Origin of the sequence: Seohaeicola sp., from assembly GCF_048006315.1 — a bacterium.
Lineage (GTDB): Bacteria > Pseudomonadota > Alphaproteobacteria > Rhodobacterales > Rhodobacteraceae > Seohaeicola.
Window position 1 is genome coordinate 3,322,041 of sequence record NZ_CP180350.1, and the last position, 20,821, is coordinate 3,342,861.

20 protein-coding genes are annotated in these 20,821 nt (G+C 65.2%); 5 read left to right on the forward strand and 15 right to left on the reverse strand.

The features are described 5' to 3' along the window. Positions 1-4 precede the first annotated feature (4 nt). The 13 genes from ACMUJL_RS16520 to ACMUJL_RS16580 all read right to left on the reverse strand — a co-directional run bounded on the left by ACMUJL_RS16520 (position 5) and on the right by ACMUJL_RS16580 (position 13,260). A complete protein-coding gene (locus ACMUJL_RS16520; RefSeq protein ID WP_375572364.1) occupies positions 5-967 on the reverse strand; it encodes a 2-hydroxyacid dehydrogenase in 963 nt (320 codons plus the stop codon). A 3-nt stretch (positions 968-970) separates the two neighbouring features. Then, entirely contained in the window at positions 971-1,129 is a 159-nt protein-coding gene (locus ACMUJL_RS16525; protein ID WP_375572362.1) for a hypothetical protein, read from the reverse strand. A 15-nt stretch (positions 1,130-1,144) separates the two neighbouring features. After that, positions 1,145-2,491, reverse strand: a complete 1,347-nt coding sequence (locus ACMUJL_RS16530; RefSeq protein ID WP_375572360.1) for an amidase — start codon at positions 2,489-2,491, stop codon at positions 1,145-1,147. Further along, a complete protein-coding gene (locus ACMUJL_RS16535; RefSeq protein ID WP_068292174.1) occupies positions 2,481-3,899 on the reverse strand; it encodes a TRAP transporter large permease in 1,419 nt (472 codons plus the stop codon). The genes ACMUJL_RS16530 and ACMUJL_RS16535 overlap by 11 nt, the downstream gene beginning before the upstream one ends. Further along, positions 3,896-4,480 (reverse strand): TRAP transporter small permease subunit, encoded by a 585-nt coding sequence (locus tag ACMUJL_RS16540; protein ID WP_068292172.1) that lies wholly within the window; start codon positions 4,478-4,480, stop codon positions 3,896-3,898. The genes ACMUJL_RS16535 and ACMUJL_RS16540 overlap by 4 nt, the downstream gene beginning before the upstream one ends. A 79-nt stretch (positions 4,481-4,559) precedes the next feature. After that, positions 4,560-5,669 carry a TRAP transporter substrate-binding protein gene (locus ACMUJL_RS16545; RefSeq protein WP_375572358.1) on the reverse strand — a complete coding sequence of 370 codons (1,110 nt, stop codon included), beginning with the start codon at positions 5,667-5,669 and terminating at the stop codon, positions 4,560-4,562. A 361-nt stretch (positions 5,670-6,030) separates the two neighbouring features. Next, complete coding sequence (locus ACMUJL_RS16550) at positions 6,031-6,306, reverse strand: glycine zipper 2TM domain-containing protein (RefSeq protein WP_068292166.1); 276 nt, start codon at positions 6,304-6,306, stop codon at positions 6,031-6,033. Between the two features lie 166 nt (positions 6,307-6,472). Next, the gene (locus ACMUJL_RS16555; protein WP_068292163.1) at positions 6,473-7,801 is read right to left on the reverse strand and encodes a TRAP transporter large permease; all 1,329 of its coding nucleotides are present in this window, start codon (positions 7,799-7,801) and stop codon (positions 6,473-6,475) included. After that, the gene (locus tag ACMUJL_RS16560) at positions 7,798-8,358 is read right to left on the reverse strand and encodes a TRAP transporter small permease subunit (RefSeq protein WP_375572355.1); all 561 of its coding nucleotides are present in this window, start codon (positions 8,356-8,358) and stop codon (positions 7,798-7,800) included. The genes ACMUJL_RS16555 and ACMUJL_RS16560 overlap by 4 nt, the downstream gene beginning before the upstream one ends. A gap of 88 nt (positions 8,359-8,446) precedes the next feature. After that, positions 8,447-9,502, reverse strand: coding sequence for a C4-dicarboxylate TRAP transporter substrate-binding protein (locus ACMUJL_RS16565; RefSeq protein ID WP_068292155.1), 1,056 nt, complete (start codon positions 9,500-9,502; stop codon positions 8,447-8,449). Between the two features lie 49 nt (positions 9,503-9,551). Continuing rightward, positions 9,552-11,933: a xanthine dehydrogenase family protein molybdopterin-binding subunit gene (locus ACMUJL_RS16570; RefSeq protein ID WP_375572353.1), complete on the reverse strand. Its 2,382-nt coding sequence runs from the start codon at positions 11,931-11,933 to the stop codon at positions 9,552-9,554. Then, positions 11,930-12,430 (reverse strand): (2Fe-2S)-binding protein, encoded by a 501-nt coding sequence (locus ACMUJL_RS16575; RefSeq protein ID WP_375572351.1) that lies wholly within the window; start codon positions 12,428-12,430, stop codon positions 11,930-11,932. The genes ACMUJL_RS16570 and ACMUJL_RS16575 overlap by 4 nt, the downstream gene beginning before the upstream one ends. Beyond that, the gene (locus ACMUJL_RS16580) at positions 12,427-13,260 is read right to left on the reverse strand and encodes an FAD binding domain-containing protein (RefSeq protein WP_375572349.1); all 834 of its coding nucleotides are present in this window, start codon (positions 13,258-13,260) and stop codon (positions 12,427-12,429) included. Before ACMUJL_RS16580 ends, ACMUJL_RS16575 begins: the two co-directional genes overlap by 4 nt. Before the next feature lie 133 nt (positions 13,261-13,393). Between ACMUJL_RS16580 and ACMUJL_RS16585 the strand changes: the two genes are divergently transcribed. Next, the gene (locus ACMUJL_RS16585; RefSeq protein WP_375572347.1) at positions 13,394-14,023 is read left to right on the forward strand and encodes a TetR/AcrR family transcriptional regulator; all 630 of its coding nucleotides are present in this window, start codon (positions 13,394-13,396) and stop codon (positions 14,021-14,023) included. A gap of 71 nt (positions 14,024-14,094) precedes the next feature. Here the strand turns inward: ACMUJL_RS16585 and ACMUJL_RS16590 are convergent, their stop codons facing one another. Both ACMUJL_RS16590 and ACMUJL_RS16595 read right to left on the reverse strand, forming a co-directional pair. Then, on the reverse strand, positions 14,095-15,708 hold the full coding sequence (locus ACMUJL_RS16590; protein ID WP_416914353.1) for an OmpA family protein: 1,614 nt from the start codon (positions 15,706-15,708) through the stop codon (positions 14,095-14,097). A 400-nt stretch (positions 15,709-16,108) separates the two neighbouring features. Further along, on the reverse strand, positions 16,109-16,642 hold the full coding sequence (locus ACMUJL_RS16595; protein WP_375572343.1) for an isochorismatase family protein: 534 nt from the start codon (positions 16,640-16,642) through the stop codon (positions 16,109-16,111). A gap of 180 nt (positions 16,643-16,822) precedes the next feature. Between ACMUJL_RS16595 and ACMUJL_RS16600 the strand changes: the two genes are divergently transcribed. From ACMUJL_RS16600 to ACMUJL_RS16615, 4 genes are read left to right on the forward strand one after another with little or no spacing between them, the layout of a single operon-like run. After that, positions 16,823-17,497, forward strand: a complete 675-nt coding sequence (locus ACMUJL_RS16600) for a paraquat-inducible protein A (RefSeq protein ID WP_375572341.1) — start codon at positions 16,823-16,825, stop codon at positions 17,495-17,497. Continuing rightward, positions 17,494-18,156 carry a paraquat-inducible protein A gene (locus tag ACMUJL_RS16605; protein WP_416914354.1) on the forward strand — a complete coding sequence of 221 codons (663 nt, stop codon included), beginning with the start codon at positions 17,494-17,496 and terminating at the stop codon, positions 18,154-18,156. The genes ACMUJL_RS16600 and ACMUJL_RS16605 overlap by 4 nt, the downstream gene beginning before the upstream one ends. After that, on the forward strand, positions 18,156-20,252 hold the full coding sequence (locus tag ACMUJL_RS16610; RefSeq protein WP_375572338.1) for an intermembrane transport protein PqiB: 2,097 nt from the start codon (positions 18,156-18,158) through the stop codon (positions 20,250-20,252). The genes ACMUJL_RS16605 and ACMUJL_RS16610 overlap by 1 nt, the downstream gene beginning before the upstream one ends. Before the next feature lie 2 nt (positions 20,253-20,254). After that, the gene (locus ACMUJL_RS16615) at positions 20,255-20,818 is read left to right on the forward strand and encodes a PqiC family protein (RefSeq protein ID WP_375572336.1); all 564 of its coding nucleotides are present in this window, start codon (positions 20,255-20,257) and stop codon (positions 20,816-20,818) included. The last annotated feature ends 3 nt before the right edge of the window (positions 20,819-20,821 follow it).

Consider the following 20,821-nt stretch of genomic DNA (forward strand, 5'->3'; position numbering starts at 1 on the left):
CGGCTCAGGCCACGCGATCGGCGGGGGCGCGACCCACGAAATAGGCATCAAGATTGTCCAGCGCCCGGTATCCCATGGCATCGCGCGTGGCCCGCGTGGCCGACCCTATGTGCGGCAGCATGAAGACGTTCTCATGCCGGGCCAGCGCCGGATTGCCGCCCGGTTCCACCTTGAAACAATCAAGGCCAGCCGCCGCGACATGCCCGCTGTTCAGGGCTGCGATCAGGGCTGCCTCGTCGACAAGGGCGCCACGCGCGGTGTTCACCACGATGGCCCCGGCGGGCAGCATCGCCAGCGTCCTTGCGTTCAGCAGATCGCGGGTTGCAGGCGTTGCGGGGCAATGCAGTGACAGGAACTGCGCCTGGGGCAGAAGGGTATCAAGCGTTTCATGCCAGATCGCGCCCTGTTCCTCTGAAGGATCAAGGCGGGTGCGGTTGTGATAGTGGATCTGCATGTCGAAACCGCGCGCCTTGCGGGCAAAGGCCCGCCCCACGCGGCCCATGCCCACGATCCCCAGTGTGGCGCCAGTGACCTGCGTGCCGACCATGAAGGACGGCGACCAACTGTCCCAGGCACCACTGCGCACGATCCGGTCCCCCGTCACCGCATGGCGTGCCGCGCCCAGCATCAGCAGCATCGCGATCTCGGCCGTGGCATCCGACAGCACATCCGGCGTATTTGTCACCACGATGCCACGCCCGGACAGTGCCGCCAGATCGCAGTGATCGACGCCGACCGAATGATTGGCAACGATCTTGAGGCGCGGATCAAGGCGGGCCACCACATCGGCGCTGAAATGTTCGGAATGGCAGGGGATCATGGCATCGACCTGCGCGCTCATCGCCACGATCTCGTCCGCCGTGCCGGGCGTATCCTCGGCCTTGACGATCACGTCATAGTCGCGCCTTGCGCGCGCCAGCGTCGCGTCGGACAGGCGGCGGGGGATCCACAGAACGGGGCGGGCCATGCCTCAGTCCTTCTTGCGGGCCGAGGTCAGGAAGTCATAGCCGGCCAGCGCCAGCGTCAGAACCGTGATGGCCCAGAGATCCAGTTCGCCCAGCCGATAGGCCAGGATGAACAGAAACGCGGCGAATACGGCAAAGGCGAAGAGGGCGAGAAGCTTGTTCATCGAAGTGTCCTTTCGTCAGGCGCTGGCGGCATCAAGCCAGCGTGTGAACCAATGTGCATTGCGCAGAAGCCGGGCATCCTGCCCGCATGGGCCGACCAGCTGCAGACCCATAGGCAGGCCGTTTTCAGCCGTGAAGGCGGGGATCGTGATGGCCGGTGTGCCCAGCATGGTCCACAGCCCGTTGAAGATCGCGTTGCCCGTGAACTCCAGCCCCTTGGGTGCGGGGCCGGTGGCGGCGGGGCAGAGTATCGCGTCGCAACGCTCGAAAACCTCATCCACCGCCGCGGTGAACACCGCGCGCCAGTCGAGGGCTGCCAGATAATCGCGGGCCAGGATCTGCGCGCCCTTGTCCATTGCATCGCGGGTGCGTGGCCCCAGCAGGTCCATCCCGTCGCGCCCATAGCGATAGTAGCAGCGCGCCATTTCGGCGAAATTGATCTGTTCGCGCAGTGCTGCGGCCTGGCTGAAGGCAGCCGGCAGTTCGGCCTCGAACACCTGGTCGCCAAGCGCCTCTGTTAGTTCCGCGAAGGCTTCGTGCAATTGCGGATCGGCCTCGGCCCAGCCGGGCGGCTTGATCAGGGCGAACAGCGGTTTCACCGGCGGATCGGTGCGCGCCACATCCAGAAGACGTGGTACGGGGGCGGGGCTGGTGGCGCTGTCCTGCGGATCATGGCCGAACAGGACCTCTGCCAACAGGGCCGCATCAAGGGGAGTGCGGGCAAAGACGCCCACCGTATCCAGGGAAGGGGATTGCATCAGCACGCCGCGCCGCGGGATCGCGCCGAAGCTGGGTTTGAACCCGGTCACCCCGCAGTAGGAGGCGGGGCGGATCACCGATCCACCCGTCTGTGTGCCAATGGCAAGCGGCACCTGCAGGTCGGCCACGGCGGCGGCCGAGCCCGAGGATGAGCCGCCCGGCGTATGGTCGGGGTGATGCGGGTTGCGTGTCTTGCCCGCATGCATGAAGGCCAGTTCCGTCGTGACGGTCTTGCCCAGGATCACGGCGCCAGCCTGTTTCAGCCGTTCGACCACGAAAGCATCCTGCAAGGGCACGCGGCCCGCATCCAGGGGGCAACCGTTTTCGGTGGGCACCTTGGCCGTGTCGATCACGTCCTTCACCCCGACGGGCAGCCCGTGCAGGGCGCCCAGGGGGCGCCCCGCCTTGCGGTGTGTGTCAAGCCGCCGGGCCTGATCCCGGGCGAAATCGGGATCGATCCAGGCCCAGGCTTGAACCGCCTCGTCCCGCTCGGCGATCCGGTCAAGACAGGCCTCGGTCACATCGAGCGCAGATATCGCGCCAGATGCCAGCCTGTCCCGCAGTTCCAGCAGGTCGAGCGAGAGCAGAGCGGTCTTATTTCCCATACATCGCCTCGGGGAGGTAGAAGACGATCTGCGGGAAGGCATACATCATGCCCATCGAGATTATCACGCAGACCAGGAAGGGCATCACCCCCGAGAAGATCTGCGTCAGCTTGATCTCGGGCGGGGCGATCCCCTTGAGATAATAGGCCGACATTGCCATGGGTGGCGTCAGGAAGCTGGTCTGCAGGTTCAACGCGACCAGAATGCCGAAGAACAGCGGGTCGATGTTGAAGAAGGCCAGCAGGGGCAGGAAGATCGGCACGAAGATGATGATGATCTCGGACCATTCCAGCGGCCAGCCCAGCAGGAAGATGATCAGCTGCGCCAGGATCAGGAACTGCCATGGCTCAAGGCTGAGGCTCTGGACGAATTCCGAGATGATATGCTCGCCACCGAGGTACGAGAACACGGCCGAGAAGGTGTAGGACCCCACGAAGAGCCAGCAGACCATCGCCGTGGTGCGCACCGTCAGGTAGACGGACTCGCGCAGCCGCTGCCAGGTCATGGCACGATAGATGAAGGCCAGCATGATGCCGCCCAGCGCGCCGATGGAGGCGGCCTCGGTCGGGGTGGCCAGACCCATCAGGATCGACCCCAGCACGGCCAGGATCAGGAAGGCCAGCGGCAGGAACGACGTCAGGACCATCCCCATCAGCTTGCCGAAGGGCACGTCGGGGATGTCTTCCTTGGTGGGTTTCGGCGCGACAGAGGGCTGCAGGATCGACCGGCCGACGATATAGACAAGGTAGAGACCCACCAGCGTCAGGCCCGGCAGAAGTGCGGCCGCATAAAGCCGCACGATCGACACGTTCGATGCCGCCGCATAGACGATCAGCATGATCGAGGGCGGGATCAGGATGCCCAGCGTGCCGCCCGCGCAGATGATGCCTGAGGCGAAGGAGGGATTGTAGCGCGCCTTGAGCATCGCGGGCAGGGCCAGAAGCCCCATCAGCGTCACCACCGCGCCCACGATCCCCGTGGCCGTCGCGAACAGTGCGCAGGTTACAAGGGCTGCCACACCCATCGAGCCGGGCACGTTGCGCGAGGCGATGTTCAGCGTGGAAAACAGCCGGTCCACGATATTGGCGCGTTCCACGATATAGCCCATGAACAGGAACAGCGGCACAGCCGTCAGCACCTCGTTCGACATCACCGTGTAGGTCTGGTTCACGAAGAGATCGAAAATCCGGTTGTTGAAGAAGCCTTCGATCCAGAGCGATGTCTGGTCCCACCAGCCGGCATCTTCGGTCAACCGGTTGAACGAGCGCCACATCCGGTCAGCGTCGAAATAGGCGTAGTAGCCGAATGCGATGCCCATGGCCATCAGCGTGAAGGCGATCGGGAAGCCAAGGAAAACAAAGACGATGAACAGCCCCAACATCATCAGGGCGATTTGGGGATCGGTCATGGATGCGCGTCCTTCTCGGCCTCAGCGGCCTTTTGCATCAGGAGGTCTTCTGTCTCGAACACATCCTCGTCGGCGGCGAGCCATTCATTGGTGCGGATGGCCAGGATGCAGCGCATCACCTGGGCCACGCCCTGCACCAGAAGCAGCAGACCAGCGGCAACGAGGACGGTCTTGAACTGGTAGATCGGAACACCGGCGGGGCTGTTCACCGACACTTCGGCATATTGCCAGGAGCGGGATGCATATTTCCAGCCTGCGAAGACGAGGGCCAGAATGCCGGGGAAAAAGAATATGATGTAGAGGACAAGGTCCACCTTGGCCTGCGTCTTGGGCTGCCAGAGACGATAAAGGAAGTCACCCCGCACATGGCCGCCGCGCGACAATGTATAGGCCCCGCCCATCATGAAGAGCGTGCCGTACATGATGAAGGACACGTCCAGCGCCCAGGCTGTCGGGTCGTTCAGCACGTAGCGCACGAACACCTCATAGCCGGTGCCGGCTGCCATCAGGATGATCAGCCAGGCAAATGCCTTGCCGAACCAGGCCGACAGATTGTCGGCAAAACGGATGAAGCTGATCACGCTCTCACCTCTTGCATGTGTTATGGTTGACCCCGGCGACCGTGCCGCCGGGGTCTTTTCATTTCCGAACGGTCAGGTCTCAGAGTGCGAGCTTGCCCGGGAAATAGTGATCGTAGGCCAGTGCGTAATCCGGCGCGTTCATGATCTCGTAGTAGGTGACCTGCTCCACCCAGGCGCGCTGGCTGTCGAGGCACTTCTTCATGAAGGGATCTTCTTCCAGAACCGGGATCAGCTTGTCCCAGGCTTCGATCTGGGCGGCCAGGATCTCTTTCGAGGTGCGGCGCACGGAGACGCCGGCCTCTTCCTGCAGCCACTTCAGGTCGGCCGAGTAGCGGCGCATCGCCTTGGCGGTGTTCGCGGTCGACACGGCCTCGACACCGTATTTCACGATGGCGCGCAGATCGTCCGGCAGGTCTTCCATGGTCAGCTTGTTGAACAGGAATTCAAAGCTTTCCGACGCTTGGTGGTAGGACGACAGGTAGTAGTTCTTCGCCACGTCATGGGCGCCGAAATCCTTGTCCGACGAGGGGTTGTTGAATTCGAACGCGTCGATCACGCCACGCTCCATCGCGGGGACGATCTCGCCACCCGGAAGCTGTGCCACGGCCATGCCCATCGACTGCAGAAGGTCTGCGGCCAGGCCCACGGTGCGGTACTTGAAGCCCTGCAGGTCGGCGACGGTGTTGACCTCGCCCTTGAACCAGCCGAAAGGCTGCGCGAACATCGGGAAACCCATGTAGCCATCGACTTCGAGGCCCATGATGTCGCGGGTCAGCTCGTCATAAAGCTCCTTGCCGCCGCCTTCATAGAACCACGACAGCATCGTGGTGGCCGAGCCGCCGAACACCGGGCCGGTGCCGAACAGCGAAGCGGCCTTGTTCTTGCCGTACCAGTAGACCGGCACCGAATGGGCCGCGTCCAGAACGCCATCGTTCACGGCGTCCAGCACCTGGAACGCACCGACGACCGCGCCCGCAGGCAGCAGGTCGATCTTCAGGCGGCCACCCGACATCTGCTCGACACGGTCGGCATAGTCCTGCGCCATTTCCTGCCAGATGTTGCCGGCGCCCCAGGACGTCTGCATCTTCAGCACGATTGGCGCCTGGGCCAGGACGGCCGGGGCGGCAAGCGTGCCTGCCACTGCGCCGCCACCAAGCGCGGTGCGCTTGAGGAATGAACGGCGGTTCATGTTTGTCTTTTGAGTCATGATAATCCTCCCATTTGCGCCAGGGATTGTCTTTGGGCCCCTCATCTCCCTGTCATGGCATGACCTGAGTGGCCGCTAGAAAGCGCATTGGTAATATTAGCTTACCAAATTTCAATGGCAAGCGGCTGCGGACATCGAAGTTCGTGTTTCAAGTGGTTATGCCGGATTATTTCTTCATGGCGGGGATGATGGCGCGCCATGCGTGTTGATCCGGGGTCCATTCCATGACCCCGGACGGTCCGACGCGCGGACCAGGACAGGTCTTTTGCCGAATTCATTTCAACCTGCCATGATGCCCGATACGGCTTGCGCTCACCCCTTGCGGGCCGGGCGCGTCCGCGGCTTACGGGCAGGGCAGGATCCGGTAGGTGCCATCGCCCACGGCATAGGCGCATTGATCCGTTGCGTTGTTGCGGGCCACCAGGGTGCCCGCCGCAGCGCCTGCCATTACGGCGATGATCTTCCAGTTGGTATTGGCGTCAAAGGCATTGGCCGTCACCAGCCCGGCAGCCGCGCCAGCCAGCCCGCCCACGACCATCTGTTCCTCGCGTGTCATCGACTCGCATCCCGCCATTGTCAGGCAGGCCATGGACAGCAGACCCAGAACGTTGCGTTTCATGGTATTTCCCTTTTCACGGTTTCCAGGCGGCCGCCGGTTGGAAAGCATGTGCGCGGGACATGGGAAAACGGGGTCAGTACAAAAAGGTGCGACCGCGCGAACAGCTTATCGCGGCCCTGTCCGGGACGGCAAGGGCGCAGAATGACGCGGTTTTCGGACCAGCGGCCTAGAGAAAGACCGTGGCCGTTGCCGGCACGAAGGCCACAAGAACCAGCACGGCCAGCATCACCAGGATGAAGGGCAGGGTGGCGGCAAAGATCTGCTCGACCTTCACATCGCTGCGGTCCAGCGTGTTGTGCACCGTGAAGACCGATATGCCGAAGGGTGGTGTCAGCAACCCGATCTCGACCGCGATCACGGTGATGATCCCGAACTGCATCAGGTCGATCCCCAGGCTCTGCGCGATGGGGGCCGCGATCGGCACCATGATCAGAAGGATTGATGTGCTGTCCAGGATCATGCCCATCAGCAGGATGATCACCGCGTAAAGCAGCAGGAACCCCATGGGGGTGAAGCCGCCCGACTGTACGAGGTCAGCAATCGCCGCAGGCAGGCCCGCGATCGACAGCATCCGCGAATAGAAACTGGCCGCGATCAGCAGCAGCAGGATCGAGACGGAAATCGTGCCCGTCTGCTTCATCACCTGCCACAGCTTGGCCCGCGTCAGGCTGCGCCGGGCCAGTGCGATGATCAGCGCGCCGAAAGCGCCCACGCCGCCCGCCTCGGTCGGAGTGAAAAAGCCGCTGTAAAGCCCGCCCAGCACCAGCAGCACCAGGGCCACGATGGGTATCATCTTGGACAGCATCACGCGCAGCGGCATTTTCGGCCCGCCCTCGTCAAGGCGACGGCTGCGGGCGGCCTCGGGGTCGGTAAAGACGAAGCGCGGCACCAGCAGCGCCATCAGCATCAGCATGATCACGAAGCCGAAGGCCATCAGCATGCCGGGCACGATGCCCGCGATGAACATGCCGCCGATGGAGACTTCGGCCAGCACACCGTAGATGATCAGCAGCAGGCTGGGCGGGATCATCATGCCCAGGACCGAACTGCCCGCCACTGTGCCTGCGGCAAAGGCCGGGCGGTAGCCATGGCGCGTCATCTCGGGGACGGCCACTTGCGTGAAGACTGCGGCCGATGCGATGGACACGCCGGTCACGGCGGCAAAGACCGTATTCGCGGCCACGGTCGCCACGCCCAGACCGCAAAGCATCCGCCGCAGCAATTCCTCGGCCACCTCGAAGGTATCGCGCCCCACGTTCGACACGCTGACCAACAAGCCCATCAGCACGAACAGCGGGATGGTCGCGAACAGGTAATCCGCGATCCCGCTATAGGCGGTCAGTTCCAGCATGCGGAAGGCCAGGGTGATATTCTCGCGGATGATCCAGATGCCAAGGAAGGCGACGCCGAACAGCGCATAGGCGATCTGCATGCCCAGCAGGACAAGCCCCACCAGCAGCGCGATGAGCAGGAAACCGATGGCAAGCGTGGTCATGTCTCGGTGCTCTCAGGCTGATCGTTCAGGTTCAGGGCGCGGTAGATGCAGCACAGGCAGGCCAGCGCGGATCCGATGATCGTGATGGCGCGGAACGGAAAGGTGGGGATCGTGAAGACGCCCTGCACCCCGAAGAATTCGGCGGTGGTCCAGCTGTTGGCGGTCTTGCCCCATGACGCCCAGACGATCAGCGCAAAGACGATGGCGCCGACAAGGGCAAAGATCACCTCGAGGCTGCGGCGCGCGCCCGGAAGGCCCGCGCCGATGCGCCGGATCAGGAAATCGGCCCGCGTCAGGCGACCTTGGAGAATGGCGTGGGATACTTGCAGGAAGACGATGGCCACCACCGAACGGGCGGCGATCTCGGACACGCCGGTGATGGGGGCATTCAGGAAATTCCGGCCGATCACATCGGCCACGACCAGCAGCATGAGCCCGCCGATCCCGACCGTGCCGATACTGGACAAAAGCGCTGCCGCAAGCCCCAGTGTCGCGCCGACAGGGGCCTGCGAAAAGCGCGGGCCCGCTGCCTCGTCTGTCCGCTCGGGCGTTGCCATGTCTTGCCTTTCTGTGCCTCGGTCCGGCGATGGATCACCCGCCCGGATCCTGTCCGGACGGGTGGCTTTCATTTCTGGCCTGCGCCTGTCAGAGACCTTCGTCCCAGTTGCGCAAGGGCGTCGCGCCGCGCTCGCGCAGGGCGCTGAAATAGGCCTTGAGCACCGTTTTGCCGGCCTCGCCTGTCTGTTCCAGCCATGGTGCCACGATATTGGGCAGGTTTTCCACCCATGCGGCCTTCTGGTCGGCCGGCAGTTCATGCACGGTCAGACCGGCGGCCTGCATCTCGGTCATGGCGCGGTCGGCCAGTTGCTGCACATAGTCGCCATGCGCCACCGAGGTGGCCTTGGCTGCATCACGGAACGCCGCCTGCACGGGTTCGGGCAGACCTGCGAAGAAGTCCTTGTTGGCCGCGATCCCGCCGAAATACATCGATCCGATGCCCACGCGGGTCAGCTCGGGGGCCACCTCGTAGACGCGCGTCGGCAGGATGCCCGAGGCGAATGACAGCGCGCCTTCGGTCACGCCGGTCTGGATATTGGTGTAATAGGTGGTCAGCGCGCCATCGACGGGCGTTGCCCCCGTGCCCTGCAACCAGTTGGCCGAGGTGCCCGGCGCGTTCAGCTTGCGGTTCTGCAGATCCGCCATGCTGTTGACCGGGAAGTTCGCATAGATGTCATAGCTGTCGGTGATCAGCGAGGACAGGTGCACCATGTTGTTGTCCGACCAGCTGTCGCGCAGTTCGGGCAGGGTCTCGCTCAGCTCGTCGAAGATCTCGATGATCATCTTGTGATCGGGCGTGGCGAAGGGGGTGAAATAGGTCACGTTCTGCAAGGGCATGTTCGCGCCTTCCCAGACGGTGCCGACCATGCCTACATCCACGATCCCGTCCATCACCGCCTCGCGGGTATCGGTGAACTTGTACAGCGTGCCGCCATAGGCTTCGGACCAGTTAATCTTGTAGGCGCCACCTTCCGCCAGGATGCGATCCACCTCGGGTTGGAAGGTGTTCTTCATCGCATAGACCCAGATATTCGCCTCGGGGTGGCTGGATCCGATGTTGACCGTGATGGTCTGCTGCGCCGAAGCCCAGCCACCTGCAAAGACGGCCAGCGCCGTTGCTGCCGTAAGTGTCGAGAATTTCATGTCTTTCCCTCCCGTTTGCGCCCCGCCTCCTCTGCGGTGCGCGGTTGCGTCAGTCTTCGATCTGCCCCATCGCGCGCAGGATGCGTTCCGGGGTAAATGGCATGGCGGTGACCTGCGCGCCCATCGGGCGCAGCGCGTCGTTGATCGCGTTCATCACGGCGGCGGGGGCGCCAGCCGTGCCGGCCTCGCCTGCGCCCTTGGCGCCAAGCGCGCTTTCCATCGTCGGTGTTTCGACGTGGCCCACGATCATGTCCGGCATCTCGGCCGCCATCGGCACAAGATAGTCGGCCATCGACCCGTTCAGCAGCTGGCCATCCGCGTCATAGTGGATTTCCTCGTACAAAGCGCCGCCCAGGCCCTGCACGATGCCGCCGCGGATCTGTTCGTCCACCAGCTGCGGGTTGATGATGCGTCCGCAATCCTCGACGCACCAGTGTTTCAGCAGCTTGACCTCGCCGGTGCCGGTATCAACCTCAAGGTAACTGGCCTGCACGCCGTTGGTGAAGGCAAAGGGGTAGTCCGAGGTGATGAAATGGCGCGTCTGCACCAGTTCGCGCGGCAGCCCCTTGGGCAGGGTGTCGCCCCGGAAATAGACGATGCGGCCCAACTCCTCCAGCGGCATGCGCGCCTCGCCGGTCGTGCTGTCCACCACCTGACCGTCGCGGATATCCAGCGCGTCAGCAGGTGATTGCAGCATTGCGCCCGCCACCTCGAGGATCGAGGCTTTCAGCGCCAGCGCCGATTGCAAGGCCGCCTCGCCGCCGATGCCCGCCCCGCGCGAGGCCCATGTGCCGCCGCCATAGGGGGTCACCTGCGTATCGCCGGTGATCACGCGCACTTTCGACGGGGCAACCCCCACGCCTTCGGCCACGATCTGCGCCAGCATCGCCTCGGTCCCCTGACCCTGTTCGGTCACCCCCGACAGCGCCACGATGGACCCGTCCGGGTCCATCCGCACGGTGCAGCCATCCTGCGCCGAAATCCGCGCGCCGCCGATGCCATACATGAAGGGCGAGGGGTTGGTCAGTTCGATGAAACTGGCGATCCCGATGCCACGATGGATGCCCTTTTCGCGCAACGCCGCCTGTTCGGCGCGCAGGGCGTCGTAATCCATCAGTTCCAGCAGCTTGTTCAGGCTGGCATGATGCGACAGCCCCTCGAACCGCATCTTGGCGGGGGATGTCACCGGATAGGCGTCATCGGCATAAAGATTGCGGCGCCGGATCTCGACCGGGTCCATGCCGATGGCGGCTGCGGCCATGTCCACCAACCCTTCGGTCACCGCCACGGCGATGGGATGGCCCACCGCGCGATATTGGCAGGTCGGTGTCTTGTTCTGGAACACCACCGATGTCTGCGCGCGATAATTGGCGAAATCGTAAGGCCCGCCGCAGAGGTTCACGACCTGATTGCCCTCGATCGCGGATGTGCGCGGATAGACCGAATAGGCCCCGATCGCGGTCCAGTCGTCGATATCGAAGGCCAGTATCTTGCCATCCGCATCCACCGCGAGACGCGCGCCGATCTCGTGGTCGCGGGCGTGAATGTCGGTGGTGAAGCTTTCCAGCCGGTCGGCCACGAACTTGACGGGCCGCGCCATGATCTTGGCAATCGCCGCTGTCGCCACCTCGTCGGGGTAGACATGCACCTTGATCCCGTAGGACCCGCCCACGTCGTCGCAGATCACCCGCACCCGGCCTTCGGGCAGGTCCAGATGCTTGGCAAAGACCGTCTGCATCATGTGCGGGGCCTGCGTGGCGTGCCAGGCGGTCATCTGCCCCTCGGCGGGGTTCCAGTCCACCAGGATCGAGCGCGGCTCCAGCGTCACGCCGGTATGGCGCGCGGTCTTGAAACGCGCCTCGACGACCTTGTGGGCGCGGGCGAAAGCCGCCTCAACGTCGCCTTCCTCGTGCAGGCGGCGGAAGGCCAGGTTGTCGCCCATCTCGGGGTGCAGCACGGGGGTATCCGCGTCCAGCGCGGTCATCATGTCGGTGACCGCGGGCAGGGGGGTATAATCGACCTCGACCAGGGCCGCCGCTTCCTCGGCTGCGGCGCGCGAGGTCGCCACCACCGCCGCCACGGGTTCGCCCACCCAGCAGGTGCGATCCACCGCAACCGCATGTTGCGGCGGTGATTTCAGCCCCTTCAGATGCGCCAGAACGGCCACCCAGGGCGTACAGACCGCAGCGATCTCGGCGCCTGTGAAGATGCGCAAGACACCCTTGACGCCTGACGCCTCGGCCGTGTCGATGGCACCGATCTGCGCATGGGCATGGGGGCTACGGACAAAGACCACATGCGCCATGCGCGGCAGCACGATGTCATCCACGTATTTGCCGCGTCCCTGCACCAGGCGCGGGGCATTGGGGCGGGGGACGGTCTTGCCGATATAGCTGTTGGGGCGGTCGGGGTTGCCGAAGGAGATGGTCATGCTGCCCCCTTTCCGGCGCGTGCCTGCGCCACGGTTTCCACCGCGTCGATGATCGCCTCGTAGCCCGTGCAGCGGCAGTAATTGCCTGACAGATGTTCGCGGATCGTGGCGCGGTCCGGCACGCCGCCCATATCCAGCAGTTCCTTGATCGAAGCCAGCATGCCGGGCGTGCAATACCCGCATTGCAGGGCATTGCGCGCCACGAAGGCATCCTGCAGGTCGCGGATCACGCCCTGTTCGGTCAGCCCCTCCAGCGTCCAGACCTCGGCGCCGTCGGCTTGGGCGGCCAGCATCAGGCAGCCGCGCACGGCCTGCCCGTCAACTTGGATCGTGCAGGCGCCGCAGACGCCATGCTCGCATCCGGCATGGGCGCCGGTCAGGCCCAGGTCAAGACGCAGGAAATCGACAAGATGGCGGCCTGCGGGCACGCGCGCCTCGACCGGTTCACCGTTCACGGTCAGGGCGATGTCGATACGGTCGCGAAACGCCTCGGTCATGCGGTCTCTCCCTCTAGCTGGTGCAGGGCGCGGGGCAGCAGCACACCGGCCAGATGGCGGCGATAGGCGGCGCTGGCCTGGGTGTCGCCGGTCGGGTCGATCTCGGCGCGCAATGCGGCAACCGCGCCCTCCACATCGCCCGCATCCAGCCGTTCCATCGCCGCGACGGCCAGAACAGGCCGAGGCCCGACACTGAAGGCCGACAGCCGATAGCCTGCGGCGCGTTTGACAAGGCAAAGCCCTGCAAGTGCGTAATCGCCCGACCGGCGCGCGGTCTCGATCAGCAGATGCTGCTCGCCCGCCTCGGCAAGGGGCAGGGTGATCGCCGTCAGGATCTCGCCCTCGGCAATCGCGGTCTCGAAGATATCGATGAACAAATCCTCTGCCGCAACCATGCGCGCCCCTTCCGGGCCTTGCAGATGGATCGTGCCCCCCAGCGCCAGCACGCAGGCGGGGAATTCGGCGGCCGGGTCGGCATGGGCCAGCGATCCGCCGATCGTGCCGCGATTGCGGATGGCAGCATGGGCAATGTGCTGCACCGCTTGCGCCAGCAAGGGCGCGTGCCGTGCCACCAAGGGATCGGCGCCGATATCCGCATGACGCGTCAGCGCCCCGATTCGCAGGCTTTCACCGTCGACCGTCACGCCGCGCAAGGCATCGATCCGCGAGATATCCACCAGCATGTCACCGGTGCTCAGGCGCATGTTCATGGCCGCGATCAGGCTTTGACCGCCCGCCAGCACGCGCCCCATGCCGTCAGCCTTGGCCAACAGGTCCAGAGCGTGCGCAACATCCCTTGCCCGGGCATAGCCGCCCGCCAAAGCCTTCATGCGAAATCCTCCCTGCAGGTGCCCGCTCCTCCGGGCTTGTTGATCAGTTGATCAATCCTATTGATCGAATGATCTATAAATCGCATAACTTTGCAAGTGGAATCTTCGCCACCTTTGAGAGTAAGGCTGTTTCATGGATCAAACCTCGTCCGATATCGCCGCCGCAGAGCCGGCAGAACGCCGCCGTCTGCCGCCGGAAGAGCGGCGCCGCCAGATCGTCGAGGGGGCGGTGACCTTTTTTGCCGATGTGGGGCTTGAGGGGAAAACCCGTGACCTGGCCAAGCGTCTGGGGATCACGCAATCGCTGCTGTTCAACTATTTCGCCAACAAGGCCGAAATCATCGAGGCGGTTTACGCGCATGTCTACCTTGACCGCCTGTCGGAGGACTGGCCCCGCCGCCTGACGGATCGGTCCGTGCCGCTGCGCGACCGGCTGCTGACCTTCTATACCGAATACAGCCAGCTGATCTTCGAATATGAATGGATGCGGATATTCATGTTTTCCGGGCTGGCCGGGGCGGAGCTGAACCGCCGTTACCTGCATCACATGGGCACCGTCATCCTGCACCCCCTGCTGGAGGAGATCCGCGCCGCAGCGCCCGCGCCCGTCGATCCGCAGATGGAGGATATCTGGAACCTGCATGGAGGGATCGTCTATATCGGCATCCGCCGCCACATCTACCAGGTACCCACGCCTGACGATCCGTCAGATGCAATTGCCCATGCGGTGGACCGGTTCCTGGGCTCCTTCGGCGTCGTCTGAGCGGCTTGGCCGCCTGACAGGCCCACCCCTGAAGGTGGGCCGTTCGGGGCGTAAGGCAAAGCCCGCGCGCGTCAGCGCGGGGCGATCAGGCTGGTGATGCGGCGCACCGCGACACGACGGTTCAGCCGTTCCGCCTCCAGCGTCGGGATCTTGAGGAACCGCTCACCATAGCCCTGCACCACCATGTTTTCGGGGGGCACGTCGAAATATTCGGTCAGCGCCAGCGCCACGCTTTCGGCGCGCCGGTCCGACAGCAAAAGGTTCATCTCCGCACGTCCCACCGCATCCGTATAGCCTTCGACCAGGAAGATCTCGCGCGGGTCGTCGTGGATCATCTGGCGCATCAGCAGGCCGATCTCGCGCAGTTGCTCGGCCTCGCTGGGCTGGATCGCGGCCGAGCCCGAACGGAAGGTGATATCCTCGAGGCTGATCTCGGGGGCCAGTTCGCGGACTTCGACGATCTCGCGCACCTGGCGCAGGCTGAAACTGCGGCCCAGATCGCGCAGTTCCGCGGCACGCAAGGCTGCGCGCAGGGCGTCGCGATCTGTCCGGTCGCCTGCCGTGAACTGCCGCTGCGGTGCCGGCGGCAAGGTCGATGTATTGACCGGCGCCACCTGGGCGATGTCGTCGATCAGCAGTGTCTCACGCCCCAGCGTATCGACAACGGACCGGCGCAGCACCCGGCCCGACGCGTCGCGGATCGTGACCACGCGCGAGCCATCGTCGCGGGTAACGCTTGTGGTGGTCGATCCGTCGTCGAAGCGGCGGGTCTCGACGGTCGATCCCGGCTGGCGGATCAGGGCATCGTCGTCCTTGAGAACCTGAAACCGGCCTGAATTGTCCTCGACGATCACGCGGTCACCCGAGGTGGCCGCAACACGCTGCCCGTTCTGCATGATCGCGCCGACGGCCAGCGCGCCAAGTGCCAGAAGCCCTGCCTTTTCCAGATTCGACAGCCCGTTGCTTTCGGCGCGGGGCGCCTCGGCGCTGCGGTTGACGGGGGCGGTGAATTCCTGATCGCTGCTGCGGGTGTCCTCGGCGGTGACCACTTCGGTGCTGACCTCGGCCGCTGGGGCCGGGGTTTCGCCGTCGGTGGTGGAGGCCACGGCCGCAAGGTCCTGCGCCTCAGTCTGTTCGGCGATGATCTGCGCATCCTTGAGGGCCGAGGCCTCGGCCTCCTGCGCCGCTGTCGCCAGAGCTTCGGCTTGCGCTGCCCTGTCTGCTTCCGCTTGCGCGGCTGCCTCGGCTTCGGCCTGTGCTGCCCTGTCTGCTTCCGCTTGCGCGGCTGCTTCGGCTTCGGCTTGCGCTGCCCTGTCTGCTTCCGCTTGCGCGGCTGCTTCGGCTTCGGCCTGTGCGGCTCTGTCGGCCTCCGCTTGCGCGGCTGCTTCGGCTTCGGCCTGCGCGGCCTTGTCGGCCTCCGCTTGCGCGGCTGCTTCGGCTTCGGCCTGGGCCAACCGGTCCGCCTCTGCGGCGGCGGCTTCTCGTTCGGCGGCCTCAATGGCGGCACTCAGCAGCCCGATCCGGTCTTCCAGCGTCAGGGCGGCCGTTGCGGGGTCTTCGGCGGGCCGGTCCGCAGCCTCGGCCAGCCCGTTTTGCATCAGCCCGTCAAGCTCTGCGCGCAACATGCCGATATCGCAGCGCTCCAGATCGACCTGACCGGCGACAAAGCAGGTCTCAGCGGTCATTTGTGCAAGATAAATGCGTGAATCACCGCCAGGTGCGGATTTATGTTGTGCGAAATACGTGTCAAGCGCACGGATCTGCGCCATTGCCGGGTATGGCTGGAGCAGCGATATCGCCAGGATGCTGGCCGTGGTGGACTTCAATGCTCTGCTGGTCATGTGCTTGCCTTTGTGATGGCCCGATCGGGGCATCGGCCAACGCCTGCGCGCGGCCGACCGGTTCCGATGTGATCATAACGCAGGGCAAACGGAAGGCGGGTCGCGTCACAACACTGTGTATGCCGCCGTTCGGTGGCATATCCGGCTGTTTTTTTGCCAAAACGCGGTGAAATGGGCTGTTTTCCGCCGGTCCTTGCCCCATTGCATCGCGGCTCCTGTCACGCGCTGCGGGCGGATGCGGGACCTACTTGATCAGCGGCATCACGGTCTTGAAGGCGGGATGTTCGGCGCTGCCAAGCCATTCGAAGATCACCATCTCGGTCGTGACGATATCGGCCCCATGCGCACGCATCCGGTCCAGCCCGGCCAGGCGGTTTGCGTCGCTGCGCGATCCGGTCGCGTCGGCCACTACATGCACGCGGCGTCCGGTTGCGCGCAGCGACAGGACTGTTTGCATCACGCAGACATGGGCCTCGCAGCCGCAGACCACCAGGGCCTCATCCCCCGCAAGCCGGGCAGCAATGGCCGGATCGCGCAGGCCGTCAAAGCTCATCTTGGGCAGGGCCTCACCGGCCGTGACCTCCAGTTCGGGAACCGTCGCGCCCAGCCCTGCGGGGTTCTGTTCCGTCACATGGAGCGGCACGCCAAGCAGCCGCGCCGCGCGGACCAGTCGCACCGTACTGGCGATCCTGGCGTTGGCCGCGTCGACGGCCGGCATCAGGCGGGCCTGGACGTCGATGACCAGCAACGCGGATCGGGAGGGATCGATAAGGGGCATGGCGGACCTGTCTGGTGGATACCCGCAGTCTGCCCCCGATGGCACGGGGTGAAAACCCCCGATCGCAAGGAACTTCCGTGTGGCATGATCCCGCCGCGATGGATGGCAGGACGGGGGGGCGGGTCACAACCGTGTCAGTGCCGCCTTGCATCTGTCGCGCGCGACCTAGAAGATATGGGCATGAACCAAACGATAACCTCCGCGCATGCGTCCGGTGACCGGGGCGGCCTTGATGGGCTGGATCCGTCGCTGCTGATCGCCTGCCCGACATGCGATGCCTTGCAGCTTGATCGCCCCGTGCCTGCGCGCGCGCGGGCGCGATGCCATCGGTGCGGCACGATTCTGATGGCGCCGCGCGAGGGGGCGATGACGCGCATCGTGATGCTGGCCGCCACGGCGCTGGTGCTGATGGTGGCGGCGGTGTTCTTTCCCTTTCTCGAACTCAGCGCCGGGGGGATGGTGCGCCAGTCCTCGCTGCTGGACGCGGTGCTGGCCTTTTCCTCGGGGTTGTTGCTGCCGCTGACCTTCGCGGTGGCCGCCCTGATCATCGTGCTGCCGGTGCTGCGCCTGGCCAGCATCCTCTATGCGCTGGCGCCGATGGCGCTGGGCTGGCATAGCGCCCGTCATGGCGTGGCCGCCTTCCGCCTGGCCGAGGCGCTGCGCCCCTGGGCCATGGCCGAGATCTTCATCGTCGGCGTGGCGGTGGCGCTGGTCAAGGTGGCAGGGCTGGCGCGCCTTGGCATCGGACCCGCCTTCTGGACCTTTGCGGCGCTGGTCCTGGTGACGGTGCTGAACGACACCTACATGTGCCGCCTGACCGTCTGGAAAACCCTCGAGGAGCGGCGGCGCCCATGACATCCCTGCACAGCAATGACGGCGCGCAGACACTGACCGCGCGGCAGGCCGGGCTTGTGGGATGCCACAGCTGCGGGCGGGTGCATCCCATGGGCACGCCCCGTTGCAGCCGCTGCGGCGCGGCCCTGCACAGCCGCATGCCGGGCAGCCTGCAGAAGGTCTGGGCCTGGCTGTTCGCGGAAATCGTCGTCTACGTGCCGGCCAACATCTACCCGATGCTGCTGACCACCAGTTTCGGCGCGACCACCGAAAACACAATCATGGGTGGTGCCGTGGAACTGATGCATCATGGATCCTACGGGGTGGCGCTGATCGTCTTCGTGGCCAGTGTATTGATCCCCGTGGGCAAGTTCCTGGCCATCGGCTATCTTGCGCTAGTGGTTGATCACGGCAGCCGCCTGGGTGGCCGCCTGAGGCGGGGGCAGGACCTGCACCGGCGGCAGCGCCTGTTCGAGGTGGTCGAATTCATCGGGCGCTGGTCGATGATCGACGTCTTCGTGGTGGCCATTCTGTCCGCGCTGGTGCAACTGGACTTCGCGGCCACGATCAATCCCGGAATCGCGGCTGTCAGTTTTTCTCTCTCGGTGGCCTTCACCATGCTAGCGGCCCTGAGTTTCGACCCCCGGCTGATCTGGGACGCAGAACAGGACTTGACGTGATGAGTGACGATAACGCCACCCCGACGCTTTCACCGATGCGGATCGACCCGCCGAAACGGTCGTTCTGGCGCAACCTGTCGCTGGTCTGGCTGGTGCCGATCCTGGCGCTGATCGTGTCGCTGGGCATCGCATGGCAGACCTATGCCGCACGGGGCGTGACGATCGAGATTTCATTCCTGAACGCGTCGGGCGTCCGCCCCGGCGAGACAACGATCCGCTACCGCGACGTGGTGATCGGCGCGGTCGAGGATGTGCGCTTCACCCCCGATCTGGCGCGGGTGCTGGTCACGGCCTCGATCGACCGTGATCTTGCCAATACGCTGCCGGCGGATGCGCAGTTCTGGGTGGTCCAGCCTGAGGTCAGCGCGCGTGGCATTTCAGGCCTGTCGACCGTGCTGTCGGGCGTCTATATCGAAACCTCCTTCACGCCCGGTCCGGACGGCGAGGCCCGCGCCTTTGTCGGCATGGACAGTGCGCCGCTGATCCGCGAAGGCCAGCAGGGCACGCGGATCACCCTGCGCACCCGCGATGCCAACAGGATCTCGGAAGGGGCGCCGATCCTGTTTCACGGGATCGAAGTCGGCCATATCGAAGCGCCGCGCCTGATCCTGTCGGGGGACAGCGTGGTGTTCGATGCCTTCATCATGGCGCCGCATGACCGCCGCCTGACCACGGCCACGCGGTTCTGGGACACATCGGGGTTCACGGTATCGCTGGGAACGGGGGGGCTTTCGCTGGATGTGGGCAACCTTGCGGCGCTGGTGACGGGCGGCATTGCCTTCGACACGATCTTCTCAGGTGGCGCACCTCTCAACCCCGGATATGTCTTCGACCTCTTCCCGGACGAAAGCGCCGCCCGCCAGAGCCTTTTCACCGGGGTCGCCGCCAATGCGGTCGATATGGCAATCGAATTCGACGGGTCGGTCAACGGTCTTGCGGTCGGATCGCCCGTGCGGTTCCGTGGGCTGCGCGTAGGCGAGGTGCGGGCCATCGGCGCGGTGCTGGTCGATGAAGGCCGCGGCCAGGCCGTCCGGCTGCGCACGACCGTTGCGCTGGACCCGCAGGCGCTGGGCCTGCCGGCCGAGGCCGGGGCCGAGCGCACCATCGAATTCCTGCGCAACGCCGTGGCAGATGGCTTGCGCGCGCAACTGGCCACATCGAGCCTGTTCACGGCCGCGCTGGTGATCGAACTGGTCGAATTGCCCGACGCCACCCCCGCCACGATCGAGCAGCGCGAGGACGGCATGATCGTGCTGCCGTCGGTCACATCCGATCTGCCGGATTTCACCGCCACCGCCGAAGGCGTGCTGGAGCGGATCAATGCGCTGCCGGTCGAAGACCTGATGAACCAGGCAATCACGCTCATGGCTTCGATCGAGGCGGTCGTCTCGTCGGAAGGAACGCGGCAGGCCCCGGATGCGGCGCTGGCCCTGATCGAGGATATTCGCGCGCTTGTGGGGGGCGAAGACACCCAGGCCCTGCCGGGCGAGCTGCGCGGCGGCCTTGCCGAGGTGCGCGGGATCGTCGAGGAATTGCGCCTGCGTGGCGCCATCGACCGGCTGGTGACGGTACTGGACAGCGCCGACACGATTGCCGCGAATGCCGCCTCAGCCTCGGCCGATCTGCCCGAACTGGTCGCGGAACTGCGCACCCTGACCGCCCGCGCAAGCGGTGTCGAGATCGAGGAACTGGCCGCCGCCGCGACCCGGCTTCTGAACAGCACGGAGGCGCTGATCGGATCGGACCAGATGCGCGATCTGCCGCCCGCCCTTGCCGGTGCGCTGGCCGAGGTCAGCCAGGTCCTTGCGGCCCTGCGCGAGGGCGAAGCGATCGACAACGTGAACCGCACGCTGGCCTCGACCCGCGCCGCCGCCGAATCCGTGGCGCAGGCGATGGAAAGCCTGCCCGACCTGTCACAGCGGCTGGAACGGCTGGTGGCGCAGGCGGACGGGCTGATCGCGGCCTATGGCGAAAGGTCCGACTTCAACACCGAGGCGCTGCAGGTGATGCGCGAATTCCGCGACACCGCCCGCGCGGTCACGCAGCTGGCCCGCGCCATCGAACGCAACCCGAATTCCCTTCTGATCGGACGTTGACCATGAAAAGCACCTTGCCCCTCGCGATTTCCCTGACCCTCGCGCTGGCCGCCTGCGGCGATACCGCCGCGCGCTATCTGGTGGAACCGGCGCCCGTTGCGGCCCCTGTCGCCCTGCGCCTGTCCAGCATCGAATTGCGCGACGTGGTCCTGCCCGCCTATGCCGAGGGCAGCGAGATCCTGCAGCAGGACGCCGACGGCGCCTTGCGCCCGGTCGAGGGGTCGGAATGGGCCGACAGCTCGGCCCGTGCCGTCACGGCCGCGCTGGCGCGCAGCCTTGATCTGCAGACAACGGCATCGGTCGCGGCCGAACCCTGGCCCCTGTCCGAGCCGGCGGCGGGCCGTCTTGACGTGCGGATCGACGCGATGGTCGCCCGGGCCGATGCAACCTTCCAGATCGCCGGGCAATATGCCGTGGCCAGTTTCGATGGCCGTGCGCGCGAGGTGCTGGAACGCTTCGACATCCGCGTGCCGCTGACCGCGCAGGGTCCCGCTGCGATCGCCACGGCGCAGGGGCAGGCGATCGACCAGTTGGCTGGGCAGATCGTCGCGCGCCTGCGCCGCTAAGGC

Bases quoted from the DNA above. Each gene is read 5' to 3' on its own strand.
- ACMUJL_RS16520 (WP_375572364.1), bottom strand. From the start codon at position 967: ATGGCCCGCCCCGTTCTGTGGATCCCCCGCCGCCTGTCCGACGCGACG.
- ACMUJL_RS16525 (WP_375572362.1), bottom strand. From the start codon at position 1,129: ATGAACAAGCTTCTCGCCCTCTTCGCCTTTGCCGTATTCGCCGCGTTT.
- ACMUJL_RS16530 (WP_375572360.1), bottom strand. From the start codon at position 2,491: ATGGGAAATAAGACCGCTCTGCTCTCGCTCGACCTGCTGGAACTGCGG.
- ACMUJL_RS16535 (WP_068292174.1), bottom strand. From the start codon at position 3,899: ATGACCGATCCCCAAATCGCCCTGATGATGTTGGGGCTGTTCATCGTC.
- ACMUJL_RS16545 (WP_375572358.1), bottom strand. From the start codon at position 5,669: ATGAACCGCCGTTCATTCCTCAAGCGCACCGCGCTTGGTGGCGGCGCA.
- ACMUJL_RS16550 (WP_068292166.1), bottom strand. From the start codon at position 6,306: ATGAAACGCAACGTTCTGGGTCTGCTGTCCATGGCCTGCCTGACAATG.
- ACMUJL_RS16555 (WP_068292163.1), bottom strand. From the start codon at position 7,801: ATGACCACGCTTGCCATCGGTTTCCTGCTCATCGCGCTGCTGGTGGGG.
- ACMUJL_RS16560 (WP_375572355.1), bottom strand. From the start codon at position 8,358: ATGGCAACGCCCGAGCGGACAGACGAGGCAGCGGGCCCGCGCTTTTCG.
- ACMUJL_RS16565 (WP_068292155.1), bottom strand. From the start codon at position 9,502: ATGAAATTCTCGACACTTACGGCAGCAACGGCGCTGGCCGTCTTTGCA.
- ACMUJL_RS16570 (WP_375572353.1), bottom strand. From the start codon at position 11,933: ATGACCATCTCCTTCGGCAACCCCGACCGCCCCAACAGCTATATCGGC.
- ACMUJL_RS16575 (WP_375572351.1), bottom strand. From the start codon at position 12,430: ATGACCGAGGCGTTTCGCGACCGTATCGACATCGCCCTGACCGTGAAC.
- ACMUJL_RS16580 (WP_375572349.1), bottom strand. From the start codon at position 13,260: ATGAAGGCTTTGGCGGGCGGCTATGCCCGGGCAAGGGATGTTGCGCAC.
- ACMUJL_RS16585 (WP_375572347.1), top strand. From the start codon at position 13,394: ATGGATCAAACCTCGTCCGATATCGCCGCCGCAGAGCCGGCAGAACGC.
- ACMUJL_RS16590 (WP_416914353.1), bottom strand. From the start codon at position 15,708: ATGACCGCTGAGACCTGCTTTGTCGCCGGTCAGGTCGATCTGGAGCGC.
- ACMUJL_RS16595 (WP_375572343.1), bottom strand. From the start codon at position 16,642: ATGCCCCTTATCGATCCCTCCCGATCCGCGTTGCTGGTCATCGACGTC.
- ACMUJL_RS16600 (WP_375572341.1), top strand. From the start codon at position 16,823: ATGAACCAAACGATAACCTCCGCGCATGCGTCCGGTGACCGGGGCGGC.
- ACMUJL_RS16605 (WP_416914354.1), top strand. From the start codon at position 17,494: ATGACATCCCTGCACAGCAATGACGGCGCGCAGACACTGACCGCGCGG.
- ACMUJL_RS16610 (WP_375572338.1), top strand. From the start codon at position 18,156: ATGAGTGACGATAACGCCACCCCGACGCTTTCACCGATGCGGATCGAC.
- ACMUJL_RS16615 (WP_375572336.1), top strand. From the start codon at position 20,255: ATGAAAAGCACCTTGCCCCTCGCGATTTCCCTGACCCTCGCGCTGGCC.